The sequence below is a fragment of the Micromonospora sp. SYSU B005 genome, assembly GCF_055362685.1.
Window position 1 is genome coordinate 593,721 of record NZ_JAXCFU010000001.1, and the last position, 23,542, is coordinate 617,262.

Here is a 23,542-nt window from a genome sequence, read left to right on the forward strand (position 1 = left end):
CCGTTCCGGTGTCGTACCCCCGACAGGGCACCCGCGCAACGATCAGCGGTGCCGGCGTGTGTCACCACTGCCGGGCGGACGGAACCACCGCCGCCCACCACGGGGATCACGGAGGACCTGTCATGACCACACGGACCACACGAGTGGCCGCCGCGTTGCTCGCCGGGGCGGCGGCGCTGTTCGCGCCGGCCGCGCCGGCCGCCGCGGCCGGCGGCACCACGGCGCGGCTGACCGTCGACACCGAGACGCTGGTGCTGACGCCGACCGGCAAGGGGTACGTCGGGACGCTGACCACGACGATCAGCAACCGGGGCCGGGCCGACGCCACCGCCGGTCTGCGCATCACCGAGCCGGCCGGTGGCTCCTTCACCGGCCTCGACAACGGCTCACCCTGGTTCACGGTGGGGATGGAGCAGAACCGCCGGGTCGTCGAGAGCTACGGCGGCCGGGTCACGGCCGGCACAAGCGTGACCCTCCGCCTGGACTTCCAGGTGTGGACGACAGCGCGCGCCTACCCGATGACCGCGCTGGGCGGCTCGGTCGCGGTGGTGCCGGACGGCGGCACCCGGGTGTCGGACCGGGACTCCTTCCGGACCGTGTTCCGGTCCACCTCGGGCAGCGTCCGCAATCCGCGCGTCTACCGGCAGGCCACCGAGACGGACCTGACCATCAGCGGTGGCGACGTGACGCTCACCCGCCAGGCCGACGGGGCTCTGCTGGGCCGGACGCCGGTGACAGTGCGCTACGGCAACGACGCCCCGTCGTTCCGGCTCGACGTGCGGGCGAGCCTGCCCGCCGGGGTCGAGGTGTGGGCCACCGACCCGCAGGACCTGCCCAGCTTCCCGGACTGGTTCGACGTCCCCGGCGGCCGGTTCATGCCGGGCGAGGAGCGCACGTTCGACGTCGTCCTGCGGGCTCCGGCCGGGACCCCGGCCGGCGCGCTGGGCAGCGGCTCGTTCACCGTGGCGGCCGTCTACGAGAGCGAGCCGGTGGCGGACGTCGACCCGGCGGACAACAGCACGACGTTCAGCGTCCGCGCGACCGACTGAGCCACCGCACACCGCGGCCCGCCCGGACGCCGGGCGGGCCGCACGTTGCTCAGGCTCAGGTGAAGGCCAGTCCGGTGGTGTGGGGCAGCCAGTAGCCGACGTACGCCCCGGCGGTGACCTGGTAGCTGAGCCGGCCGTTCACCCAGGCGGTGGCGCCCAGCGGCGCGATCGAGGCGGCCGAGAACGTGAGCCGCTTGGAGCCGGTCACGTTGCCCGCCGCGTCGTACGCGTACCCGGTGTAGGTGCCCGGCTGGAAGGAGAGCGTCCGGGCCGGGTCGTACCGGTGCTCGACCGCCTTGCCGAGCAGGACGCGCTGCCCGTACGCCTCGGGGACGAGGTAACCGGCGAGCGCGCCGTTGGCGATCTGGTAGTAGATGCCCCGCCCGTACACGCGGACCCGCTGGCTCGCCTGGGCGCCGGAGGCCCGGGCGAGCTTGAGCGTCTTCTGGCTCTTGACGGCTCCGGTGCTGGAGAAGGTGTAGCCGACGTGGGTGCCGGCGGCGAACGACACGGCTCCGCTGACGGCGGGCGCCGGGTAGTCCGAGCGCAGCAGGTACGCGTACGTGGCGAAGACGGCCGACGTGGTCATCTCGTAGAGCTTGAGGTTCTGCGCGGTGTGGACCTGGTGGTACTTCACGTGCGGCTGCGCGCAGCCCATCGAGTAGTTGCTGGCCCACCGGTTGACCCGGAAGTGGGTCGGCAGGTACCGCCGGACGGTGCTCGCCGCACCGTCGAAGACCGCGACCGCCCGCTCGTCGCCGGTGAGCCGCCAGTAGTCGTACACGCCGTAGAGGGCGAAGGTGTGTCCGTTGAGCACCCGTTCCCCGGTGGTGCCGAAGGTCACCGGGTACTCCTCCAGCCACAGGTAGCCGTTGGGGTCGACCCAACTAGCCCAGGGCGCGTTGGAGACGACCGGCAGGGTCAGGCTCAGGAACGTGTTGTCCGCCGCCGTCCGCCACTTGGCCTCGCCTGTGATCTCGGCCAGGCCGACGAAGAGGCTGAGCATCTCGCCCTGCGCCATCCCGCTGTACCAGGGCGCGCGCAGCAGCGGGCGGCCCGTGCAGCGGCTCAGGTCGAAGTCGTACGGATACCACCAGGCGCCCCGCGACTCGACCCGGCGGTCGATGTTGCGCTGGGCGTTGGCGACGGCCCGGTCGAGGAACCGCTTGTCGCCGCTGGTCCGGTAGGCGGCCAGGTTGCTCAGGCCCCACTGCGCCTGGCCGACGGGGTGGTTCCAGGTCTTCCCGGCGAAGCTGAACATGCGGACGCCCTGCGCGTCGTGCAGTCCCCTGTCGACGAGCGGCGCCGGGTTGCTGTTCGTGGGCTGGGCGGCGAGCGGCAGCGGCTTCGGCAGGTGCCCGTCGCGGGCGTACGTGGCGGCGGCGGTGGCCCCGCTCGCCCGCTCCCGCCGCTGCTGTTCCTTGGTCTTCGCCACGTCCCGCGAGGGCAGTTGCGGCACCCCGTCGGTCAGCGGGTCGGGTGCCCACCCGGGGTCCACGACTGAGACGTCGGCGCTGCGGTCCGGGCCCTGTGGGGCGGCCGGGGCGGTACCGGCCGGCGCCAGGCCGACCAGCGCGCCGGCCGCGACCACTGCGACGAGCCGGCGGACAGGTGGTGACTTAGCGGTGATCATGCAAGACTCCCCGTGTCATCGATGTGCCCTGATGCTAGGCAGGGACGGACACCGGTTCCGGCACCGAAACGCCCGACTTCTCCGCCGAACGGACGAGTGTTCGTCACCAGGCGGGGCGCTGGAGCAGCCCGACGAACTCGGCGAGCAGCCGTTCCCGCAGCCGCGCCGGGGCGGCGTCGAGCAGCGTGTTCACCACCGCCATCCGGTCCGGCACACCGGCGCCGCCGGCCAGGCCGAGCCCGCCGGCAAGCCCCGCCACCAGCTCCGGGGTGAGCGCCTCCGGCGTGAGGCTGCCGGCCAGCGCCAGCAGCTCCGGCGGCAGCACCACTGGCCCGGCGGCGCGGGCCGCCGCGACTGCCTCGGCCAGCGCCGGACCGAACTCGGCCACCCGGGGCGCCACCGCCGCGGTCACCGTGAGGTGGACACTGGCCGGCAGATCGGCGTACGTGAGCTGGGGCTGGGTGTGCCAGCCACGCTCGGTCAGCTCGTCGACGAGCACGAACAGGTCGAGCCCCGGGCCGTCGCTGGTGAAGCAGACCACTGTGGTCTCCGGTTCGGCCATCAGCCGCAGACCGCCGGTGGCCCGTACCGCGCCGGCCAGCGCGGCGACCGCGTCCCGGGTGGCGGCGGCCAGCCGCAGGTAGCCGTCCTCGCCGAGGTGCCGCAGCGTGGCGTACGCGGCGGCGATCGGCCCGCCGGACCGGGTGGAGGCGATCACCGGGTTGACCATCGTGTACCCGGGCCAGTCCGCGTACGCGAAGAACTGCGGGGCGCGCAGCGCCGGATCGCGGTGCAGCAGCACCGAGACGCCCTTCGGCGCGTACGCGTACTTGTGCAGGTCGACCGAGATCGAGGTGACCCCCGGTACGGCGAAGTCGAACGGCGGCACCGGCGTGCCGAGCCGGCGCAGCCAGGGCAGCGCCCAGCCGCCGAAGCAGGCGTCCACGTGGCAGCGCACGCCGGCGGCCTGCGCGACGGCGGCGATCTCGGGCACCGGGTCGACCACCCCGTGCGCGTACGACGGCGCGGACGCCACCACCAGCACGGTCTCCGGGCGGATCGCGGCGGCCACCGCCGCCACGTCCGGGCGCAGCGTCACCGGGTCGACGGGCACGGTGTCGAGCGCGACCCGCAGGTAGTGCGCCGCCTTGGCGAACGCGGCGTGCGCGGTGGCCGGCACCACGATCCGCGGCTCGGCGAGATCGGGGCGGGCGTCCCGGGCCGCCTTGACGGCGAGCAGCAGCGACTCGGTGCCGCCGCTGGTGACGCTGCCGACCACGTCCGGCGCGCCGGTGCCGGGCCCGCCGCCGAGCAGCCGGGCGGCGGCGCCGACGAGCGCGTTCTCCATCGCCAGCAGCGACGGGAACGCGGTCGGGTCGAGGCCGTTGACGTGCGCGCTCTCCGCGTACGCGGCCTGCGCCAGCGCGTCCAGCCCGGCCACGCCGGGGTCGTAGACGTACGCGAACAGCCGCCCGCCGTGGGTCGGCCGGTCGGCGGCCCGCAGCGCGCGGATCTCGTCGATTACGTCCGTCGCGGGCATCCCCTGGGCGGGCAGCGCGCCTCCGCCTGCCGTGTCGGTCATCGGGTGGTTCCTCTCCTGGACGGGCCGGTGCTCACGCCCGCGCGGCCGGGGCGGCGTCATCGACCACGGGTGCGGCGGCGGCCAGTTGGGCCGGGGTCAGGGTGTAGCCGCGCAGCAGCATCAGCGGGATCGCCACCAGCAGGGCGGGCAGCACGGTGAAGCCGAGCAGCACGCCGAGCCGTGCCGTGTCGGACTGGACGGCGGCGGTTCCGGTGGACGACGAGACGTAACCGGAGAGCTGGAGCACCAGCCCGTAGATGCCCGGCCCCAGCGCCAGCCCGAACGTCTCCCCGGCCGTCCACAGCCCGGTGAACACCCCGGCCTGCCGCCGCCCGGTGCGCGCCGTGTCGTACGCGATGCAGTCCGGCAGCATGGCCAGCGCGAACACCTGCTGGCCCGCGTACCCGACGCCGATCACCGCGACCACCGCGTAGGCCGCGGCGGCGGGCAGCGCGGGCGCGGCGACCAGGGTCAGCGCGCCCACCGCGAAGATCAGCGACGCGGCGACCAGCGAGGCTCGCTTGCCCAGTCGGGCACCGGCCCGCGACCACAGCGGCATGACCAGCAGCGCGGGTGCCACGAAGCAGGCGAACAGCAGCGTCGGGCCGCTGTCCGGCTCGCGCAGCACCTGGTCGGCGAAGTACTTCACCCCGGCCAGCACGGTGGCCACCCCGGCGGACTGGATCACGAAGCAGATCAGCAGCACCCGGAACGGCCGGTTGCCGGTCGCGACAGCGAGCTGCGCGCGCAGGCTCGGCTCGCTCTCCCCCACCGTCCCGGTCGGCGCCGACCGGGTGCCCAGGAAGACGCCGACCGTGCCGGCGACGATCAGCACGGCGACGAACAGGCCCATCCACCGGTGGCCGGGCACGCCGTCGCCGCCCGCGCTCACCACCGCCGGGGCCACCGCGCCGGAGACCAGGATGGCCAGCGCCAGCACCGCGATCCGCCAGGTCATCAACCGGGTACGCTCCGCCGGGTCGGCGGTCAGCTCGGCCGGCATGGCCACGTACGGCACCTGGAAGAACGCGAACGCGGTGGCTGTCGCCAGGAACGCCAGCGCCACGTACGCGGCGGCGGCCGGACCGTTCGCGAACGGCGCGGCGAAGATCGAGGCGAACAGCACGGCGAGCGCCAGCCCGCCGCCGAGCAGGTACGGCCGGCGCGCGCCCCAGCGGGAGCGGGTCCGGTCGGAGATCCGCCCGGCGACCGGGTTGACGAGCACGTCCCACGCCTTCGGCAGCAGCACCAGCAGCGCGGCCAGCCCGGCGGCGACGCCGAGCGTGTCGGTGAGGTACGGCAGCAGCAGCAGCCCGGGCACGGTGCCGAACGCGCCGGTGACCAGGGAACCCAGCGCGTACCCGAGGTGCACCCGGCGGGGCAGGCCCGAAGCTGTCATGGAGCCGAATGCTACTCACGTTATGGCCCGCGTCACATCCCCTCCCGGGTGCTGCGCTGCTCGTCGATGCCGACAGTCGCGCGCGAGTCGCGGTGAGGCGCAGGTCGGCACCGCTACCCTGGAGGGCATGGACCCGGCCCGATCCGTCCGCAGCTCGCGGGCACCGTACGAGGCCCGCCCCGGCCGTCGTGCGGTCGTGGTCCCCGACCTGAGCGAGTTGCAGGGCCCGGTCGCCGGTGTGGTCGAGCTGCCCCACCGGCTGTTCTGGCAACCCGACCGGCACGTCGACCTCGATGTTCCGGGTCTGCTCGCCTGGATGTACGAGACGGTGCTCACCGAAGCCGTTCACCCCGACGAGCTGCGCACCTGGCTGCACGGCCCCACCCTCGTCCGGCTGTGGCCCGAGCTGTACGTGCCCCGCGGTGTCCGCCGCGCCTGGGAAGAAAGTCACCCGGTGCTGCGCGCCCGGGACGTCGCCGCCTGATGTCACCGGCGCCGGACCCGTTCCAGCACGAGGTCGCCCGTATCGCGCTCGCCGTGGCCGGCCGGCACGGCTTCGCCCTCGCCGGCGGGCAAGCCCTCATCGCCCACGGCATCGGCGCCCGTCCCACCGAGGACGTCGACCTGTTCACCGATGTCGACGGCGGGGTCACCGCCGCCGCCGAGCTGGTACACGCCACCCTGCTCGATGCCGGTTTCCAGGTCGACACCATCGCCGAGCCCACCGAGCTGGACGACGTGATCGGCACCAAGGTCGCCGCCATGGTCACCCGCGCCCAGCCCCGCGACTACATCGACGTCGCCGCCGCCCTCGGCCGCTACAGCAGAAGCGACCTGGTGGACCTCGCACTGCGGGCCGACCCGGCGCTCACCGACGAAGAGTTCCAGGACGCGCTACAGCGCCTCGACCGCCTGCCCGACACCGTCTTCGCGCTCTACCGCCTCACCCCGGCGGAGATCCGCGACCTCCGCCACGCGTTCTCGGACTGGCCGCGATGAGGCGCCGTCACGATTGAACGCCCGGCCGTCTCCGACGTGGTCGGGTCACCCCTCGTCCGGCGACCAGGACGCCGCCGCCAGGTCCACCCGGTCCCCGCGTAACGGACATCCCTCGGCGAGCAGCCGCTCCCGGGCCTTGCGCTCGTGACCCGGCGGCAGCCGGCCGGCGGAGTTCACCACCCGGTGCCAGGGCACCCCGCCACCGTGCCGCGCCATGATCGAGCCGACCAGTCGCGGCGACGCCCGTCCCGAGCGCTCCGCCAGCGCGTCGGCCACCGCCCCGTACGACATCACCCGCCCCGGCGGGATCCGCTCGACCAGCGACAGCACCGCCTCGACGTACTCGTCAGGTGTCACGGGAAGCCACGATAAGGGGCCTCAGCCGGCGAGCGTGGCGATGGCGAGGTCTCCCCGCGCCGCCAGCCAGTAGCCGCCCAGCTCACCACCGCTCACGTGGTAGCTGAATTCCCCGTTGACCCAGGCGGTGCCGCCGAGCGTCAACTCCGTCACGGCGGCGAAGGTGACCTTCCGGGCGTCGAGCACCGCGCCGTTGCGGTCGTAGGTGTAGCCGGTGTACGTGCCGGGCTGGGCGGTCAGCACGCGTACGGGCTGGTAGCGGTGCTCGACCGCCACCCCGAGCAGGACCCGCCGGCCGGGCTCCTCGGGCACCAGATGGCCGGCCAGCGGGCCCTCGGTGATCCGGTAGTGGATGCCGCGCCCGCGCACCCGGATGCGCTCGTCCGCAGCGAACCGGCTCGGCCGCTCCAGCGTGACGGCCCGCCGGCCGGTGACGGCGCCCTCGGCGTCGTACGTGTAGCCCACGTGTGTCCCGGGTTCGAGCTGCACGGTGCCCGTCAGGTTCGGCACCGGGTAGTCCGCCCGCAGCGTGTCGGCGTACTCGGCGAAGACCGTCGCGTGGGTGACCTCGTACAGCTTGAGGGTCTGCCGGGTGTGGACCTGGTGGTACTTCGGGTGGAAGTGCCGGCAGTTCATGGAGTACCGGCTGGCCCAGTTCTCCACCCGGAACCTCGTCGGCAGGTAGCGGCGCACCGTGGTGGCGGCGGCGTCGAAGATCTCCGCGGCCCGCTCGTCGCCGGTCAGCCGCCAGTAGTCGTAGACGCCGTACAGGGAGAAGATGTGCCCGTTGAGCACCTGCTCGCCGCGCGGGTCGTCGTTCTCCGGATACTCCTCCAGCCACAGGTAGCCGCCGCGGTCGGTCCAGGTGGCCCACGGTTCACCGGCCCGGGCGGGCAGGGTGAGGCTCTGGAACGTCCGGTCCGCGGCGGTTCTCCACCTCTCGTCGCGCGTCTCCTCGTACAGCCCGACGAAGAGACTGAGCAGCTGGCCCTGCGACATGCCGCTGTACCACCTGGGCTTCAGCAGCGGACGCTTCTTGCACCGGGTCAGTTCGAAGTCGTACGGATACCACCAGGCGCCGCGCGACTCGACGCGCCGGTCGACGTTGCGCTGCGCGTTCGCTATCGCCCGGTCCAGGTAGATCCGCTTGCGGGTGGCCCGCCAGCCGGCCAGGTTCTGCAGACCCCACTGGGCCTGCGCCACCGGGTGGTCCCAGGTCTGATCGTGCATCCGGAACATCCGGACGTTCCCGGTGTCGTGCAGCCCGGCGTCCACCAGCGGCGCGATCCCCTCGCGCGACGGAATCGCCGCGAGCGGCACCGGATGCGGCAGGTAGCCGTCCCGCCGGACGGCCGGCGCCTTCTCGTCGCGGAGACCGGCGAGTACCGGCGTCAGCCCGGCGACCAGGCCGACGGTGACGAGCAGCGCCAGCCACCAGGCACGATGTTTCCTCGGAATCATCACTGCGAACCCCCGTTCGTGATGAACGAGACGCTATGCAGCGGAATCCGCGGATGTGTGCCGCTAACCGGACGATCAAAACTGTTCGTTCGACTAGCAACCGATTTCGTGTGAGCTCCGTCGGGCCACCGGCCGCGAGCTGCCACGATTTGGGAACGCGCCACGGCGCGGCAGAACGCAGCGCGCAGAATGGTCGGGTGCGCGAAGCAGTCACCTCGGCCCGGCGGATCGTGGTCAAGATCGGTTCGTCCTCGCTGACCACCGCGACGGGCGGCCTCGACGACGCCCGCGTCGACGCGCTCGTCGACACGCTCGGCGGGCTCGCCGCCTCCGGACGCGAGGTGGTGCTGGTCTCCTCCGGCGCGATCGCCGCCGGGCTCGCCCCGCTGCGGCTGCCCCGGCGCCCGCGCGACCTGGCCACCCAGCAGGCCGCCGCCAGCGTCGGCCAGGGCCTGCTGATCGGCCGGTACGCCGCCGCGTTCGCCCGGCACGGCCGCACCGTCGGGCAGGTGCTGCTCACCGTGGACGACGTGACCCGGCGCGCGCACTACCGCAACGCGTACCGGACGCTGCGCAAGCTGCTCGACCTGCACGCCGTGCCGATCGTCAACGAGAACGACACGGTGGCCACCGAGGAGATCCGGTTCGGCGACAACGACCGCCTGGCCGCGCTCGTCGCCGCGCTCGTCGACGCCGACCTGCTGGTGCTGCTCTCCGACGTCGACGCGCTCTGGACCGGCGACCCGGCCCGCCCGGGCAGCACCCGGATCATCGAGGTGCACGGCGAGGGCGACCTGGCGGGCGTGGACGTCGGCGGGGCCGGCCGCGCCGGGGTGGGCACCGGCGGCATGGTGACGAAGGTCGAGGCGGCCCGGATCGCCACCGGTTTCGGCATCCCGGTGGTGCTGACCGCCGCCCCGCTGGCCGCGCCGGCGCTGGCCGGGGAGCCGGTCGGCACGTACTTCCACCCGAGCAGCCGCCGCCCCGCCGCCCGCCTGTTCTGGCTGGCGCACGCCACCGCCCCCCGCGGCCGGCTGCACCTCGATCCGGGCGCGGTGCAGGCGGTGGTGGGCCGCCGCAAGTCGCTGCTGCCCGCCGGCATCACCGCCGTCGACGGCGCGTTCACCGCCGGCGATCCGGTGGACCTGGTCGACACCGCCGGCGCGCCGGTGGCCCGGGGGCTGGTCAACTACGACGCGGTGGAGCTGCCCGGCCTGCTCGGCCGGTCCACCTCCGAACTCGCCGCGGCGCTCGGCCCGGCGTACGAACGTGAGGTCGTCCACCGCGACGACCTGGTCCTGCTGTGAGCACCACCGGTGAAGGAGTACGCACGATGAGCGTCGTCGAGCAGGCCCGGCGAGCCCGGGACGCGGCGGAAGCCCTGGCCACGGCCACCCGTACCGTCAAGGACGCCGCGCTGCACGCGATGGCCGACGCGCTCGTGGCGCGTACCCCGGAGATCCTGACCGCGAACGCGGCGGACCTGGCAGCAGGGCGCGAGGCCGGGCTGTCCGCGGCCGTGCTGGACCGGCTCGCGCTCGACGAGGGCCGGGTGGCGGCGATCGCCGACGCGCTGCGCCAGATGGCCGCGCTGCCCGACCCGGTGGGCGAGGTGGTACGCGGCTCGACCCTGCCCAACGGTCTGGAGCTGCGCCAGGTGCGGGTGCCGTTCGGGGTGGTCGGCATCGTCTACGAGGGCCGGCCCAACGTGACAGTCGACGCGGCCGGGATCTGCCTGAAGTCCGGCAACGCGGCGCTGCTGCGCGGCTCCTCGTCGGCCGCGCACTCCAACGCGGCGCTGGTCGCGGTGCTGCGCGACGCGGTCTCCGGCGCCGGGCTGCCGGCGGACGCGGTGCAGCTGCTCGACTCCAGCACCCGCGACTCGGTGAAGGAGCTGATGCGCGCCCGCGGCCTGGTCGACGTACTGATCCCGCGCGGCGGCGCGTCGCTGATCCGCGCCGTGGTCGAGGAGTCGACGGTCCCGGTGATCGAGACCGGTGTGGGCAACTGCCACGTGTACGTGGACGCCGCCGCCGACCTCGGCAAGGCCCTGGCGGTCACGCTGAACGCCAAGACCCAGCGCCTGTCCACCTGCAACACCGCCGAGTCGCTGCTGGTGCACCGGGACGTGGCGGACGCGTTCCTGCCGGCCGTGCTGGCCGCGTTCGCCGAGGCCGGGGTGACTGTGCACGGCACGCCCGCTGTCGCCGCCCACTCCGACGCCGTGGTGCCGGCCACCGAGGAGGACTTCGGCACCGAGTACCTCTCCGCCGACATCTCGGTGGCCGTGGTCGACTCGCTCGACGCGGCGGTCGCGCACATCCGCCGGTACGGCACCGGCCACACCGAGGCGATCGTCACCGACTCGCAGCGGGCGGCCCGGGAGTTCGTGGCCCGGGTGGACTCGGCAGCGGTCATGGTCAACGCGTCCACCCGCTTCACCGACGGCGGCGAGTTCGGCTTCGGCGCGGAGATCGGCATCTCGACGCAGAAGCTGCACGCGCGCGGCCCGATGGGCCTGCCGGAGCTGACCAGCACCAAGTACGTGGTGACCGGCGACGGTCACGTGCGCTGACCGGACGTGCCTTCGTGGCGCGCCGGTCGCCGTACTGGTCTGGGCACGCGCCAGATCGGGGAAGTGGCGGTATCCCGGCACCTTTGATGCCGCTACTTCCCCGATCTGGTGTTGATCATCGGCGTGACCGGCGGAGGCAATCCCGGAGACACCGGGGCGGCCGGTGGCACCGCAACCGCCGGAGGCAGAACGGGCGGCACCGGGCCGGACAGCAGCTCCGGTGCCGGCTCTGCGGCAGGCCCGGTGCTCTCGTCGGGGAGCAGATCGGGCGTGACGATCCAGGCGGACCATGGTCCCTGCCCGCTGTCCGGACCGGCCGACACCTCAACACCGGCTGACGGATCAGGCCCTGCTCCCGATCCGGGCATCGCATCCGACCCGGTGTCCGGACGGAACCGGGTCTCAGGCCCGAGACTCCGGGCCGAAAACAGCTCCGGCGCGCCGTCCGACAGCGCGGGCGCGATCCCCGGTCCGGTCGACGGGTCGGTGCCGAAACTGGACGACAGGTCGGAGCCGAAGCCCGCCGAAGGTTCGGAATCGAGACCCGCCGATGCGACCGATGCCTCGGCCGGGCCGGTCAACGGGCGAGCCGGGGCGGGCAGCGGAGACACGGGCGCAGGCGACGCGGGCGTGGAGGCGGGCGGCCCAGAGTCGGACGCGGGCGGCGGCGTCGATGCGGGGAGCCGACGCGGGCGCGGGGCCGGCACCGCGGGCGGCGCGGGCAGCTCGGCGGTCTGCGGCACCACGAACGGCGCCCCGGACACCGGTGCCTCGGGCGTGTGCGGGCGGCACGCGCGGATCGCCCGCAGCGTCGTGTGCACGTCGAACTGGTGGCCGTCGTCGCTGTCCCAGCCGCCGTCGCTGCGCTGGGTCTCGGCGAGCCGCCTGCGCGCGGAGACCAGCAGCCACTGCTCCTCGCCCACGTCGACCCGGCGCAGTGTGGCGGCGAGCCAGGCCACGTCGGCCGGGGACATGCGGGGGATCCGGTCGGCCAGCACCGCCTGGATGCGTGCGGACTCGTAGTACATCTGCTGGCGGTGCAGCACCGCGGCGGCGAGCCAGCCGGCGGGCAGGAAGGACGGCCAGCTGCCGTCCGGGGCGAGCTGCGCGGCGAGCGCCTGGGCCGCCGCCTGCACCACACCGGCGTACGCGCCGCCGACCCGGTGGTCGAGCGGACCGGCGGCCCGCGCGTCGAGCCCGGCCACTGTCAGCCAGAACCCGGCGTTGGCGGTCTGGTAGAGCCGTGCCTCGGGATCACCGGGGGTGGCCCATTCGGGGGCGAGCCCGGCGAGTGAGGGGTCCTCGTCCCAGCCGCCGTCTGGTAGTTGCCGGGCGGCCAGCCAGTCCAGCGCGTGCCGGGCGGCCGGGCGGCTCAGCGCGCCGAGGTCGTCCAGCTCGGCCAGGCGGAAGCAGGTCGCGTCGATCGAGGCGACCTCGTCGTCGAGGACGGCGGGCCAGCCGCCGCCGGGCGCCTGCCCGGACTCGGCGGCGTCGAGCACCTCGGGCGGCACCGGAGCGCCGGTGCGCAGCCGGGAGAGGCGGGCGCGGTCCACCGCGTCACCGTGAGCGACGACGAATCCGATCGCCGCGTCCAAGTCCACCACGGCACCGACGGTACTGGCGCGGCCGACGTCACGCCTCGGTAGCTCGGTCAGGACCACCCGGCCCAGCGGTCGCCGCGATCGGGCGTATGCCCACGCCAGGGGCCCCGGAGAGCACGATGGGCCCGCCCGGAGCGCCGGGCGGGCCCATCGACACGACTCAGTACGCGGGCAGCGACGGGTCGACCTGCTTGACCCAGGAGAGCACACCGCCCTGGAGGTGCACCGCGTCGGAGAAGCCGGCCGCCTTCAGCGCGGCCAGCGCCTCGGCGGAGCGGACGCCGGACTTGCAGTGCAGCACGATCTGCCGGTCCTGCGGGAACTTCGCCAGCGCCTCGCCGGACAGGATCTCGCCCTTGGGGATGAGCGTCGCGCCGGGGATCCGGACGATCTCGTACTCGGCGGGCTCGCGCACGTCGACCAGGAAGATGTCCTTGCCGGAGTCCTGCCAGTCCTTCAGCTCCAGCGCGGTGATGGTCGAGTCGACCACCGCCTCCTGCGCCTCGTCGGAGACGGCGCCGCAGAAGTCCTCGTAGTCCTCCATCAGGTCGGTGAGGGTCGGGTTCTCACCGCAGAGCACGCAGTTCGGGTCCTTGCGGACCTTGATCTTGCGGTAGCTCATCTCCAGGGCGTCGTAGACCATCAGGCGGCCGACGAGCGGCTCACCGATGCCGGCGAGCAGCTTGATCGCCTCGTTGACCTGGATCGACCCGATCGACGCGCAGAGCACGCCGAGCACGCCGCCCTCGGCGCAGGAGGGGACCATGCCGGGCGGCGGGGGCTCCGGGTAGAGGCAGCGGTAGCAGGGGCCGTGCTCGGCCCAGAACACCGACGCCTGGCCGTCGAAGCGGTAGATCGAACCCCAGACGTACGGCTTGCCGAGCAGCACCGCCGCGTCGTTGACCATGTAGCGGGTGGCGAAGTTGTCGGTGCCGTCGACGATCAGGTCGTACCGGGAGAAGATGTCCCGGACGTTCTCCCGGTCCAGCGCGGTGTTGTGGATCTCCACGTTGACCAGCGGGTTGATCTCGCGGATCGACGCCGCGGCGGACTCGGCCTTGGACCGGCCCACGTCGGAGACGCCGTGGATGACCTGGCGCTGGAGGTTCGACTCGTCGACGGTGTCGAAGTCGATGATGCCGAGCGTGCCGACACCGGCCGCGGCCAGGTAGAGCAGCGCCGGCGAGCCGAGGCCACCGGCGCCCACACAGAGCACCCGGGCGTTCTTCAGCCGCTTCTGCCCCTCGACCCCGACGTCCGGGATGATCAGGTGGCGCGAGTAGCGGCGGATCTCGTCTACGGTCAGCTCGGCGGCGGGTTCGACGAGCGGGGGCAACGACACGGTGGACTCCCCGGGATCGGCGGTGTGACCGCGCCATTGTCGCTCGCCCGGGCGGGGATCGGCCATGATGAGGGACACTGCGCCCGAACTGCGGGACCGGGAATAACTCAGACGCCGTCGGTGGGCTCGCCCTCGTAGCGCACACCGTCGACGTACGGCCAGGCGTTCGGCAGGCAGCCGTCCAGCCCGTACGTCTGCTGCTGCATCACCGGTGCGGGCGCGCCGGGCTCGGGGCACGCCTGGTGCAGCTCGCCGAACTCGTGCCCGACCTCGTGGTTGATCACGTAGGTGCGGTAGACCTCGATCGGGGCGCCGTAGTCGGGTACGGCCGTCATCCACCGGGCCAGGTTGAGCACGACCCGGCCGGGCAGCCGGCAGGAGGTGTACCGGTCGGTGTGCAGGCCGCCCTCGGCGCACATCCGCTCGGAGGTGACGGGGGTGGCGAGGTAGACGGTGAAGTCGGCGGCGGCCGCCTCGGGCACCCGCTGCACCCGCAGGTCCCCCGAGGCGATCCAGCTGCGCGGGTCGCCCAGTACCGCGTCCACGGTGGCGGCGAACTCGTCGGCGTCCTGCCCCGTGTCCTGCTCGACCTCGACCCGGTAGCGGCGCAGCGGGCCCTCCTGTCCGCGTACCGGAGACCGGCCCTGCGCCACCGCGAACGTGCCGGGACCGGCGGTGGGGTAGCCGGTCGGCGCGGCCGCCGGGACGTCGGCCTCGGCGCCGCGCGCGAGCGACGGTTCGGCGGCGAGTGACGTCGCGGCGTGCCCGGCCGGCGGCGCGTTCAGCCGGGTGATCCCGACCGCGCCGCCGACGGCCGCGAGCAGCATCGCCAGCAGCACCGAGCGGCGGCGGCGCCGGCGCATCCGGCGCAGCGTGGGACGCTCGGGCGGCGGCGTGGCGGGGTTGTCGTAAGGGGACGACGACGTCATGACCTCAGGGTGCCATGCAATTCGGGCATTTAGCTGCTTTTGCCGCCTATGCCGCGAATGTTCTTCACAAACCGGCGCTCAGAGGGCCGGCCCGGTGTACCGCTTCCCGCCCACGTAGGGCCACGGGTTCGGCCGGCAGCCCTTGAGGAAGAGCGTCTGCTGCTGCATCACCGGCGCCGCCCGGCCCGCGCCCGGGCACCCCTCGTGCCGGTGCCCGAGCTGGTGACCCACCTCGTGGTTGACCACGTAGAGGCGGTACGTGTCCAGCGACATCCCGGCCTCGACCAGGTGCGGCGCCGAGGTCCGCCACCGGTCCAGGTTGATCACCACCTTGCCCGGCACCCGGCACGACGTGTACGGCACCCCGCCCACCCGGATGTCGATTCCACCCGCCCCGCACAGCCGCCCGGCCGTGTCGCGGGTGGCCAGGTAGATCGTGAAGTCGTACCGGTCGCCCGGACCGACCCGCTGCAACCGCAGCGTGCCGCCGTCGACCCAGCTGCCCGGGCCGGCCAGGGCGCGCTGCACCGCCTCGCCGAAGGCGCGGACCTCCTCGCCGGAGCCGTTCTCCACCGCCACCCGATAGCGGCGCAGCGTCCCCGAGCGGCCGAGCACACCGCTGGTCCGCTCGTCGTACGCGAAGCTGCCCCGGCCCTTCGCCGGCCCCGGACCGGACAACGTCAGCACCGGCGCGGCCGGCGAGCCGGGCACCACCGGAGGCGGCGGCGCGACGCTCGGCGTGGACGGCTCCCGCGTGGGCGCCGGAGGCTGGGCGGCGAACCCGTCGCTGACCCGCGTCCCCGCGCCCGCCGACGGCAGTTGCACCGCCACGCCGACCCCGACCGCGGCGGCGGCGACGAAGGCGCAGACCACGAGCGCGGTACGCCAGCGAGGAGACGAGGAACGGGAGCGTGTGGCACGAGAGCGGCGGGAGCTGGGCATCCGGCTCAGCCTGCCATGTCACGCTCCGATCCGCTCTCCCCCATGCCGGTGGTGAGCGACGGTGTCGCCTCGGCGAGCAGCCCGAGCACCGCCCGCGCCACGGTCCGGGGCACCTCCAGCTGGGCCACGTGCCCGACGCCGTCGAGCATCAGCAGCCGGCTGTCCGGGATGACCCGGGCCGCCTGCGGCGCCACCCGCACGTCGACCAGCCGGTCCTGCCGCCCGCCCACCACGAGCGTGGGCGCCCGCACCGCTGAAGCCTGCCGCCAGAGCGCGCCCTCCCCCGGCAGGTACGACCGCAGGAAGCTGCCGACCAGGCCCCGGAACGTCCGCACGTACGCGGCGGCGTAGTGGGCCGCCTCGTACCGGACCCGGATCTCGTCGATCGCCTCCTGCCGGCGCTGCTCGCTGATCCGGGTCAGGTCGGCCACGCACGCCTCCATCACCTGCTGCGCGGTCACCTCCGGGCTGAACTGGGCCAGCCGCCAGGCGGCCAGCCGTTCGCCCCGGGGGATCGCCAGCAGCGGGAGCATCCGCCCCTGCAACGAGCGCCGGAAGTCCAGGAACGGCAGCGCGGGCGAGACCAGGGTGAGCGTGCGGACCAGGTCCGGGCGCAACGCCGCCACCCGGACCGAGATCGCGCCGCCGAGCGAGTTGCCGAACAGGTGCACCGGCCCCCTGTCGCTGTGCTCGATCCAGCGGATCACCCGCTCGGCGAAGGACGGGATCGTGTAGCGCGGCCCCGGCTCGCTGCGCCCGAACCCGGGCAGGTCGATCGCCTGGCCGTCGAGCCGGTCCGCGAGCAGGCCGGCCAGGTCGGTCCAGTTCTGCGCCGACCCGCCGAGGCCGTGCACGTACAGCGCGGGCTCCGCGCCGGGACCGGTGGCCGGGGTGTCGCGGACGTGCACGAGCGTGCCGTCGAGGCGGACGTGCCGGCCCGGCCAGGGCGGCGGGACGTGGTGTGCGGGAAGGCTGTGCTCCGGCCAGAGTGCGGCGCGCTTCATGTCTCCAGTCTTCCCCGCACGGGGGCCGTACCGCACACCGGCGCTCAGGAGAGCAGCGCCTCCAGCCGCCGGTTCACCGCCGCGAGCGTGGCCCGCACGACCGCCTGCCGGGGATCCCCGGCCACCAGCGCCGAACCGGCCAGCTGCTCCACCCAGCCGTCGCAGACCAGCAGCACCACCACAGTGGCGACCTCGCAGTTGCCGAACGGCACCACGGCGGCGTGCTCCACGAAGCACCGGCCGTGGTCGCCGGCCGGAACGCCCCGGCCGAGCAGCTCGTCCACCGCGGCGGCCGCGGCCACCGCGCAGAGCCGCAGCACGTACCCGTCGACCGCCGGCCCGGTCGCGTGCCCCTCGGCCGTGCGGTCGCCCGCGACCAGGCGGACCTCGGTGGTGGCGTCCAGGCCGAACGTGCTCACCAGGACGTGCTCGATCACCACCCGGGGCCCCGGCACGCCGCCGGTGTCCAGCGGTCGCGACGGCGCGGTCTCCGTCGTGGTCATCTGACCACCGGAGTACGACGTACCGAGCGTCACCGGGCTGCCGGTGGACATGCCGGTCGGCGCGGCGGCCAGCGACGTCTCGTCGACAGCGGCGCGACCCCGGTGGGTGGCCTGCCGGCGGCGGCGCGGCGGCTCGTCGGCGTCGCCGGGCGCCTCGGCCGGACGCGTGGCGCGGTCCGCACCGAACCGCGCGTCACCGGAGCGGTTCGCGGCCGGACGGACCACACCGGTCCGCGCCGGCATCTCGTCACCGCCCGTCTCGTCACCGTTGCGGGCCTCGACCGGCTCGGACTGCGCGGCGCGGGCCTCGACCGGCGCCGGCTGCGCGCCGGGTGCCCGGTTCTCACCCGTACGCGGCTCACCGGAGCGCTCCAGCCGGGCCGAGCGGCGGCGCAGCGGGGCCGGCGGCGGCACGGCGGGCGCGCCGGGCAGGTTCTGCGGGGCGGCGGCCAGGCCCATCCGATCCTGGAGCAGCCGGGCCACCAGGCGGCTCACCTCGGCCGGGTCGGCGCCGTCGGCCAGGTCGAGCCGCAGACTGTGCGCGCCGGCCGGGGTACGGCGCAGCGCGGCGTCGCGTACGCCCGCCACCTCGCGGACCGCGTCGAGGATCGCGTTGACGTCGAAGCCCTCCGGCCGCTCCCGCAGCGGCGCGGGTTCGTCGTCGCGGCGCAGGTGGGTGGCGATGCGGGCGAGTTCGGGGGTCTCGGCGGACGGTTCCACTGCCGGTGGCTCCGGCACGACTGGCACGTCCGGTTCCGAGGGGACGCGCTGCGGCAGCACAGGGGACGGTTCCTCCGGTCGGGGCTCGGCGACCGCGTCGGCGGCCGGCACCGGTTCCGGTGCGGACCGGCGGGCCGCGTAGGGAGGGGCGCTCGTCGGTTGGGACGCGGGGGTGGGGTCGAACCGCGGCGGGCCGCTCGTGGCGGGCACGCCCGAGGTCGGCGGGGCGGGGACGGCCGCCTCCGTGGGGGCGTATCCACCGGCCGGCGCGGGCGGGGCGCCGGGTGCGGGCGGGGCACTCGTCGGCGGAGGGCCCGGGGGCGTGATCAGCGGGGCGACCGGCACCGGCGGCCCGGCCCAGGAGGGCCGCTCGTAGCCGTGCGGCGGTTCGGCGTCGCCCCGGGCCAGCCGGAACGGCCGGGTCACCTCGGGCGTCGGCTCCGGCGCGGCCGGCGGCTCGTAGCGGCGGGCCGGCTCCGGCCCGGCACCCGGCTCGTACGGCCGGGACGCCTCGGGCTCGGCGGGCGGCGGGTACTGCCGCGTCGCCCCGGGGCCGGGGGCCGGTTCGGCACGCAGCGGCTCGTACGGCCGTACCGGCTCGGGCCGGGGTGGCTCGTAGGCGGCGGGCGGCTCGACGCGGGCCGGCTCGTACGGCCGCACCGGCTCGGGCGCCCACTCGGCCGCGCGGTCCTCGCGGGCGGTGCGGTGGGCGGCGCTGTCGTCCTCCCACTCCCGGCGCTCGGCGGCGGGCTCCTCGGCCCGGCGGGCGGGCGGCTCCTCCGCTCCCCGGGCCGGCGGCTCCTCGGCCCGGCGGGCCGGTGGCTCGTCGGTGCGGGCCCACGGCGGGGCCCAGCCGTCACCCCAGCTCGGGCGGTTCCAGGACGGCCCGGACCAGTCCGGTTCGGCGGCTCTCGGGTCGTCGCCCGCCGGCGGGTCGGCGGCGGCCCGCGGCTCGGCGCCGGTCGCCCGGCCCTCGGGCGGGTGCACCTCGCCCGGTGCGTGCTCCGTCCGGTTCGCGGCCGGTGGCGGGGTGACCGGCCGGTCGGCCCAGCCCCGGGACAGCGACGGGGCGGATTCGGTGTTGGGCGCGTGGAAGCCCGGCGGCACCTCGAACCCGGAGGCGGCGGCGCCGACCGGCGGGACCTGGAGCGCCGGTGGCGCGGAGGTCGGCCCGCTCTCGGCCCAGCGCGGGGCCCGGGCGGCCGGGTCGTCGGCGGCGTGCCGGGAACCGGCGGTCTCCCCCGGGTCGGTCGGCTGCTCGATCGTCGGCGCCGGGCGCGGGGCCGGCACGGCCAGCCGTTCGCCGTCGGTTGGCCGGGGCGGCTCGTCCGCGGGCGGGGCACTGACCGGCGCCTGGCGGGTCACTGGCGACTCCTCCCCGGCGTGGTGCACGCCGTTGACGTGACGGCCGTTGACGCGGCCCGGTTCCGGCGCGGAGTGGCCGGGCAGCGGGGCCGGCAGGTCGCCGTGCCGGGGCGAGGAGGCGGCCCAGCCGCCGAGGTCGCCGTAGGGCCAGCCGCCGGGCGCCGGAGCACCGCGGGACCAGCCGTTCGGCGGGGGCGCCCAACCGCCGCCGGTACGGGCCGGTTCGTCCTGCTGGCCCGTCCCGTCGCCGTGCTCTCCCGGGGTGGCGGCTCCGGGTTGCCCTGTTTCACTCACCGCGCGCTCCTTGGTCGCCCCCGCTGAGGCTACCGTGTGGTGACAGTGGCGATAAGTTACAGCGGCGGGCCAATTCCGCGACGGGTTCACGAACCCGGACCGGTTCGGGTGATACGTGCCGGCTCGTACGCAGATACTCGGAGGATCCGATGACCGCAGTGGGGAACGGTGCACAGACCGCCGGTCGGCCCACCCGCCTGCCCCGCTCGGCGCGCCGTAAGCAGCTGCTCGCCGCCGCTCAGGAGGTGTTCGTCGCGCAGGGCTACCACGCCGCCGCGATGGACGACATCGCCGAGCGGGCCGGTGTCTCCAAGCCGGTGCTCTACCAGCACTTCCCCGGGAAGATGGAGCTCTATCTCGCGCTGCTGGACACGCACTGTGACGCGATAGTGGCAAATGTGCAGGACGCGATGAGCGGCACCAACGACAACAAGGAGCGCGTCGGCGCCGCGGTGCGCGCGTACTTCGACTTCGTCGACCACGAGAGCGAGGCGTTCCGGCTGGTCTTCGAGTCGGACCTGCGCAACGACCCGGCGGTGCGGCAGCGGGTGGAGCGGGTCGAGCAGGGCTGCATCGCCGCGATCACCGACACGATCATCTCGGACACCGGGGTCAGCCGCTCGCACGCCGAACTGCTCGCCTCGGGCCTGGTCGGCGCCGCCGAGACGGCCGCCCAGTTCTGGCTCGCCGGCGGCCGCCAGGTGCCGAAGGCGGAGGCCGAGGCGCTGGTCGCGGCCCTGTCCTGGCGGGGCATCGCCAGCTTCCCGCTGCAAGGTGAGTCAGCCTGAACATCGGGCCACCGGATCGGATAGCCTTCCCACGGTGGCTTTTTCGCCCCAGTTGAGGAGGCACAGTGGAGGTCAAGATCGGCGTGCAGTACGCGCCGCGGGAGCTGGTCCTGGAGAGCGCGCAGTCGCCGGCCGAGATCGAGCAGATCGTGACCGACGCCTTCGCCAAGAGCGAGGGCACGCTCTCCCTGACCGACGAGAAGGGCCGGCGCGTGATCGTTCCGGTCGGCAAGGTCGCCTACGTCGAGATCGCCGAGGCGTCGCCCCGCGCGGTCGGGTTCACCGTTCGCTGATTCCCGCGGCACCGGCCGCCGTGGCGGGCCTCCCCGCCACGGCGGCTCAGTTGTTCAAGCCGACTGCTGTCATCCGCGCGGTATGCGCCTCGGTCAGCCGGCGCAGCAGCCCCGGCACGTCCCCGCCGGTCCGTCCGATCAACGCGACGAGCGCGCCCCGGTCGGCGGCGGCCACCCGGCCCGCCTGGGACAGCGCCTCACCGAGCAGCCGCCGCGCCCACATCGACAGCCGTCCGGCCGCCCGGGGATCGGCCTCGATCGCGGCCCGGATCTCGGCCGCGGCGAACTCGGCGTACCGGGAGTCGTGCAGCACGTCCAGCAGCAGCGTCCGGTCCGGCCCGGCCAGGCCGTCGGCGATCCCGCGCAGGAAGTCGTCGGTGATCGCGTCGCCCACGTACGCCTTCGTCACCGCCTCCGCCCAGTCCCGCGGCTCGGTCGAGTCGTGGTACGCCCGCAGCGCCTCGACGTAGGGGGCCATCGCCTCCTCAGGGGTGACGCCGCAGGCGGCGAGCCGGTCGGTGAGCCACCTGTAGTGCGCGATCTCGGTGGCGGCCATCTCGCTGAGCGCGGCGCGGCGGCGCAGGTCGGGTGCGAGGCGCGCGTCGGCGGCGAAGCGGTCGAAGGCGAGCAGTTCGCCGTACGCGACGAGCCCGAACAGGTCGACGGCGGCGGGGTCGGGGGCGGACACGAACGCAGGCTACCGGCGCCGCCGATGTGACTCAAGTCACAACAATCCGCCCCGCACGCACGGCCACCACCTGGGAATCGGGACGACTCAGGGACCGTTCAGGTACGATGAGACAGTTGCCGTGGGCACCGAATCGGTCACTTGCTGATCAACGCCGGTCCCCGACGCGCGTGCGGCCCGGTCCGGCTCGGCGAATTCGCCCCTGACCGCGTGGCCCGCGCCATACCGATCGCGCCCTGAGGACTTGAGGGGCGCACCACGAGAGGGCACCCCCAAATCCATATGAGCGAGCAGATTTCCGGCCAGCCACTGGCCCCCACCGCCCCGGTCCCCCCGGAGGCACCCACGTTCGCCGCGCTCGGCGCGCGGCAGGAGACCGTCGAGGCGCTGGCCGCCGCCGGCATCACCCGCGCCTTCGCCATCCAGGAGTACGCGCTGCCGATCGCGCTGCGCGGCGTCGACCTGATCGGGCAGGCGCCGACCGGCACCGGCAAGACGCTCGGCTTCGGCATCCCGCTGCTGGAGCGGGTGTTCGCCCCGTCCGAGGGCAGCGACGGCGTGCCCCAGGCACTCGTCGTCGTACCGACCCGTGAGCTGGGCATCCAGGTCGCCAAGGACCTCGACGCCGCCGGCCGTACCCGGGGTGTCCGGGTGCTGCCGATCTACGGCGGCGTGGCGTACGAGCCGCAGATCGAGGCGCTGCGCAAGGGCGTCGAGATCCTGGTCGGCACCCCGGGCCGCCTGCTGGACCTGCAGAAGCAGAAGCACCTGCGGCTCGACCGGGTCCGCGCGCTCGTCCTCGACGAGGCCGACCGCATGCTCGACCTGGGCTTCCTGGACGACGTCGAGAAGATCCTGGCGATGCTGCCGGAGGACCGGCAGACCATGCTGTTCTCGGCCACCATGCCGGACCCGATCGTCACGCTGTCCCGGCGCTTCCTGCGCCGGCCGGTGACCATCCACGCCGGGCACACCGCCGAGACCGGTCCGTCGCCGCAGACCAAGCAGCTCGCGTACCGCACGCACTCGCTGAACAAGGTCGAGATCGTGGCGCGCATCCTCCAGGCCGAGGGCCGCGGGCTGACCATGATCTTCACCCGTACCAAGCGGGCCGCCGACCGGGTCGCCGAGGACCTCGACTTCCGCGGGTTCGCCGTCGCCGCCGTGCACGGTGACCTCGGCCAGGGCGCGCGTGAGCGGGCGCTGCGGGCGTTCCGGGCCGGCAAGATCGACACGCTGGTCGCCACCGACGTGGCCGCCCGGGGCATCGACGTCACGGGCGTCACCCACGTGATCAACTACGACTGCCCCGAGGACCAGGACACCTACACCCACCGCATCGGCCGTACCGGCCGGGCCGGGGCCACGGGTTCCGCTGTGACGTTCGTCGACTGGGACGACATGCCCCGCTGGCGGATCATCGACAAGACGCTCGGGCTGGACATGCCCGAGCCGCCGGAGACGTACCACACCTCCGCGCACCTCTACACGGACCTGGACATCCCGACGGACGTCAGCGGCACGCTGCCGACCGCCGAGCGCACCCGGGCCGGCCTGTCCGCCGAGGTCGAGGAGGACCTGGGCGGCGGCCGGTCGCGCCGGGGCGCGCGGCGCGGCGACAGCCGGGGCCGCGAGCGCGGCGACCGCGACCGCGGTCGTGGCCGGGGCGGCGAGGGCGGTTCGTCCGCCGGTTCGCCCTCCGCGCAGGCCGACGCCGGGGACGACGAGGCCCCGCGTACGCCGCGTCGGCGTCGTCGCCGCCGGGCCGGCGAGACGGTGGCCGGTGAGCCGACCGCGGTGATCGGCACCGAGGGCGCGGCCGAGACCGCCGCCGCACCGCAGGCCGCGGAGGGTGAGGCGGCGAGCAAGCCGCGTCGTCGCCGCCGTCGTCGCAGCGGCAGCACCGGCGCGCCCGCCGAGGCCACCAACGCCGACTGACGAACACCACGGAAACGGCCTCCCGGACCCCGGTCCCGGAGGCCGTCCCCATCCCCGCCCGCCCCTCCCCCGCCCACTCG

The 23,542-nt window shown here is 74.6% G+C and carries 19 protein-coding genes and 1 pseudogene; 8 read left to right on the forward strand and 12 right to left on the reverse strand.

The window, feature by feature from the left end; genetic code table 11:
• The first annotated feature begins 122 nt into the window (after positions 1-122).
• Complete coding sequence (locus SM452_RS02855) at positions 123-1,049, forward strand: hypothetical protein (protein ID WP_463839240.1); 927 nt, start codon at positions 123-125, stop codon at positions 1,047-1,049.
• A 55-nt stretch (positions 1,050-1,104) separates the two neighbouring features.
• On the opposite strand, the gene SM452_RS02860 is transcribed toward SM452_RS02855, so the two are convergent.
• The 3 genes from SM452_RS02860 to SM452_RS02870 form a co-directional block, all read right to left on the reverse strand.
• Positions 1,105-2,682 (reverse strand): D-glucuronyl C5-epimerase family protein, encoded by a 1,578-nt coding sequence (locus SM452_RS02860; RefSeq protein WP_355506099.1) that lies wholly within the window; start codon positions 2,680-2,682, stop codon positions 1,105-1,107.
• Positions 2,683-2,785: 103 nt separating this feature from the next.
• Positions 2,786-4,264: a pyridoxal phosphate-dependent decarboxylase family protein gene (locus tag SM452_RS02865; protein ID WP_463839241.1), complete on the reverse strand. Its 1,479-nt coding sequence runs from the start codon at positions 4,262-4,264 to the stop codon at positions 2,786-2,788.
• Positions 4,265-4,295: 31 nt separating this feature from the next.
• Positions 4,296-5,663: an MFS transporter gene (locus SM452_RS02870; RefSeq protein WP_355506094.1), complete on the reverse strand. Its 1,368-nt coding sequence runs from the start codon at positions 5,661-5,663 to the stop codon at positions 4,296-4,298.
• Between the two features lie 127 nt (positions 5,664-5,790).
• On the opposite strand from SM452_RS02870, the gene SM452_RS02875 reads away from it, so the two are divergent.
• Positions 5,791-6,147 (forward strand): hypothetical protein, encoded by a 357-nt coding sequence (locus SM452_RS02875; RefSeq protein ID WP_262013118.1) that lies wholly within the window; start codon positions 5,791-5,793, stop codon positions 6,145-6,147.
• The gene (locus SM452_RS02880) at positions 6,147-6,662 is read left to right on the forward strand and encodes a nucleotidyl transferase AbiEii/AbiGii toxin family protein (protein WP_463839242.1); all 516 of its coding nucleotides are present in this window, start codon (positions 6,147-6,149) and stop codon (positions 6,660-6,662) included. The genes SM452_RS02875 and SM452_RS02880 overlap by 1 nt, the downstream gene beginning before the upstream one ends.
• A gap of 45 nt (positions 6,663-6,707) precedes the next feature.
• Here the strand turns inward: SM452_RS02880 and SM452_RS02885 are convergent, their stop codons facing one another.
• Both SM452_RS02885 and SM452_RS02890 read right to left on the reverse strand, forming a co-directional pair.
• Positions 6,708-7,019, reverse strand: a complete 312-nt coding sequence (locus tag SM452_RS02885; RefSeq protein WP_262013120.1) for an MGMT family protein — start codon at positions 7,017-7,019, stop codon at positions 6,708-6,710.
• Between the two features lie 21 nt (positions 7,020-7,040).
• A complete protein-coding gene (locus tag SM452_RS02890; RefSeq protein WP_463839243.1) occupies positions 7,041-8,480 on the reverse strand; it encodes a D-glucuronyl C5-epimerase family protein in 1,440 nt (479 codons plus the stop codon).
• 197 nt (positions 8,481-8,677) lie between these two features.
• On the opposite strand from SM452_RS02890, the gene proB reads away from it, so the two are divergent.
• Together proB and SM452_RS02900 are read left to right on the forward strand one after the other, a co-directional pair.
• Positions 8,678-9,787: a glutamate 5-kinase gene (gene proB, locus SM452_RS02895; protein ID WP_463839244.1), complete on the forward strand. Its 1,110-nt coding sequence runs from the start codon at positions 8,678-8,680 to the stop codon at positions 9,785-9,787.
• A gap of 26 nt (positions 9,788-9,813) precedes the next feature.
• Complete coding sequence (locus SM452_RS02900) at positions 9,814-11,055, forward strand: glutamate-5-semialdehyde dehydrogenase (RefSeq protein WP_355506087.1); 1,242 nt, start codon at positions 9,814-9,816, stop codon at positions 11,053-11,055.
• A 785-nt stretch (positions 11,056-11,840) separates the two neighbouring features.
• Here the strand turns inward: SM452_RS02900 and SM452_RS02905 are convergent.
• The 6 genes and pseudogenes from SM452_RS02905 to SM452_RS02930 form a co-directional block, all read right to left on the reverse strand.
• Positions 11,841-12,758 (reverse strand): annotated as a pseudogene (locus SM452_RS02905) (hypothetical protein); the annotation flags it as partial.
• 58 nt (positions 12,759-12,816) lie between these two features.
• A complete protein-coding gene (gene moeZ, locus SM452_RS02910) occupies positions 12,817-14,064 on the reverse strand; it encodes an adenylyltransferase/sulfurtransferase MoeZ (RefSeq protein ID WP_030269268.1) in 1,248 nt (415 codons plus the stop codon).
• Positions 14,065-14,105: 41 nt separating this feature from the next.
• The gene (locus SM452_RS02915; protein WP_463839245.1) at positions 14,106-14,927 is read right to left on the reverse strand and encodes a DUF3152 domain-containing protein; all 822 of its coding nucleotides are present in this window, start codon (positions 14,925-14,927) and stop codon (positions 14,106-14,108) included.
• A gap of 78 nt (positions 14,928-15,005) precedes the next feature.
• Positions 15,006-15,869, reverse strand: coding sequence for a DUF3152 domain-containing protein (locus tag SM452_RS02920; protein WP_463839246.1), 864 nt, complete (start codon positions 15,867-15,869; stop codon positions 15,006-15,008).
• Positions 15,870-15,874: 5 nt separating this feature from the next.
• Positions 15,875-16,873 (reverse strand): alpha/beta fold hydrolase, encoded by a 999-nt coding sequence (locus SM452_RS02925; protein ID WP_262013126.1) that lies wholly within the window; start codon positions 16,871-16,873, stop codon positions 15,875-15,877.
• A gap of 44 nt (positions 16,874-16,917) precedes the next feature.
• Positions 16,918-19,755: a hypothetical protein gene (locus tag SM452_RS02930; protein ID WP_355506077.1), complete on the reverse strand. Its 2,838-nt coding sequence runs from the start codon at positions 19,753-19,755 to the stop codon at positions 16,918-16,920.
• A 149-nt stretch (positions 19,756-19,904) separates the two neighbouring features.
• Here SM452_RS02930 and SM452_RS02935 point away from each other — a divergent pair, with 149 nt between their 5' ends.
• Positions 19,905-20,543, forward strand: coding sequence for a TetR/AcrR family transcriptional regulator (locus tag SM452_RS02935; protein ID WP_013288691.1), 639 nt, complete (start codon positions 19,905-19,907; stop codon positions 20,541-20,543).
• Between the two features lie 65 nt (positions 20,544-20,608).
• Positions 20,609-20,836, forward strand: a complete 228-nt coding sequence (locus SM452_RS02940) for a DUF3107 domain-containing protein (protein ID WP_013288692.1) — start codon at positions 20,609-20,611, stop codon at positions 20,834-20,836.
• Between the two features lie 46 nt (positions 20,837-20,882).
• Here SM452_RS02940 and SM452_RS02945 read toward each other — a convergent pair whose 3' ends face one another.
• Complete coding sequence (locus tag SM452_RS02945) at positions 20,883-21,524, reverse strand: ferritin-like fold-containing protein (RefSeq protein ID WP_463839247.1); 642 nt, start codon at positions 21,522-21,524, stop codon at positions 20,883-20,885.
• 282 nt (positions 21,525-21,806) lie between these two features.
• Between SM452_RS02945 and SM452_RS02950 the strand changes: the two genes are divergently transcribed.
• Positions 21,807-23,462 (forward strand): DEAD/DEAH box helicase, encoded by a 1,656-nt coding sequence (locus SM452_RS02950; protein ID WP_262013129.1) that lies wholly within the window; start codon positions 21,807-21,809, stop codon positions 23,460-23,462.
• The last annotated feature ends 80 nt before the right edge of the window (positions 23,463-23,542 follow it).